The 1,781-nt window shown below is 44.2% G+C and carries 1 protein-coding gene; it reads left to right on the top strand.

Annotated elements, in window-relative coordinates; all coding sequences use genetic code 11:
• The first annotated feature begins 121 nt into the window (after positions 1-121).
• On the top strand, positions 122-1,399 hold the full coding sequence (locus C232_RS0118210; protein WP_018665538.1) for an IS110 family RNA-guided transposase: 1,278 nt from the start codon (positions 122-124) through the stop codon (positions 1,397-1,399).
• Positions 1,400-1,781: the final 382 nt, after the last annotated feature.

The following is a 1,781-nucleotide window of genomic DNA, read 5'->3' as shown; positions in this document are numbered from 1 at the left end:
AAGGAGCATTCCTGTTAGAAGGATTTTCGGGGACTTGAATAAAAAGAGCCCTCTTGGTATGATGCGGGGTGTCAAATCTGCAAGAATTGACCCCTAATTTGTAACCAAGGAGGACTCCATAATGGATTTTAAACAAAATCAGAAAATTAATCAAGTCACCGAACAAACACTTGTGGTGGGAATCGATATTGCCAAGCGGACACACTACGCTTGCTTTGTAGATGACCGCGGACGAGTGCTCCATAATTCATTTTCTGTGTCCCAAGCAAGAAATGGATTTGAACTGTTCTATCAACGCGTTCTAGCCGCAATGAAAGAACACGAAAAATCAGAAGTTATTGTCGGGATTGAACCTACGGGACACTACTGGCTCAATTTGGCCTACTTTCTTGAAGAAAGAGGTATTCCCTTGGTCATGGTTAACCCTATGCATGTTAAGCGATCAAAGGAGCTGGACGACAATTTACCAACCAAACATGACCGCAAAGATGCATTGGTCATTGCCCGTTTAGTTAAGGATGGGCGTTATAGTTACCCACGCATCTTAAAAGGCATGGAAGCTGAACTTCGCGCTGGGTCAACGTTCAGAAGTAAATTGACAGAGGAATTAGGGGCTGTCAAAAACATGATCATTCGTTGGTTGGATCGCTATTTTCCAGAGTTCGTCCAGGTGTTTCCGTCTTTTGGGAAGATGGCTTTAGCTGCACTTGAATGCACACCATTTCCAAGTGATCTTCGCCAGAAACAAGCTGATGAAGTTTTATCTCTTTATCGTAAGGTTGAGGGGCTAAAATGCCCCCAAAGGCCAAAAGCAGTGCGCCTTATTGAAGTCGCGGCTAGCTCTATCGGAGTGACAGAAGGACTTGAGATGGCCCGTATTGAAATCGCCACACTTGTCTGCCGCTACCATCAGCTAGAACAAGATATCGAAAGTATTACTCAACGCTTAGTTGAGCTTGTAAAAACATCGGTAGAATACGAATGGCTATCAACGGTACCAGGGCTTGGAGATACAACGATTGTCGACTTATTAGCTGAAATCGGAAGCTTTTCACACTATCAAGATTCACGCCAATTAATTAAACTCGCGGGATTAACATTACGTGAAAACTCCTCCGGTCTGCACAAAGGGCAAAAACGCATCTCCAAAAGAGGCAGAAGAAAGCTGCGTGCTCTCCTTTTCCGGGTAATGATGCCGATGATTCGACACAATGAAGCATTTAGAAAGCTACACGAGTACTACACGAACCGTCAGGTTAATCCGTTACGCAAGAAGCAATCCATCGTGGTTCTATGCGGTAAGCTATTAAAAGTGTTACACGGAATTAGCACGAAGCACAAAGCGTTTGACGCACAGCGAATGATGAGGGATATTCCTGGTCTCGCAGAGGCTGAATAAGGCCCCACATCCCCTTAGTAAGACCTAGACAACAGGATGACACGGAGAAGCTGGCACTATTTTTTCCATTCGACCTCGAGTCCCTAAAGGAGCTTCGCTAGCCTCTGCCTTATGACTAGACCGAACGAAGGAATGTAGGCACACAGATGCCCAGAGACATGGGAGGGTACGTCATCATAAGTTACGCAGAGATCCATTGTGCATCGTATAATTTCCTATCACTACTTTCCACCATTATCCAGTAGTGACCGCGTAGCGTACCCATATGTTGGAATAGTTTCACATAATATAAAAATTTTGTTAGGAAACGTGTTGAAAAATATTTTTTTGACACCCCACCAACGGCCTAAACCGTTGATAAATCAATATTTATAGAGGGAGG

Source organism: Heyndrickxia acidiproducens DSM 23148 (assembly GCF_000374345.1).
GTDB lineage: Bacteria > Bacillota > Bacilli > Bacillales > Bacillaceae_C > Weizmannia > Weizmannia acidiproducens.
Note: the sequence above shows the minus strand (reverse complement) of the source record. Positions and strands in the feature narration are given on the sequence as shown.

Bases quoted from the DNA above. Each gene is read 5' to 3' on its own strand.
- C232_RS0118210 (WP_018665538.1), top strand. From the start codon at position 122: ATGGATTTTAAACAAAATCAGAAAATTAATCAAGTCACCGAACAAACA.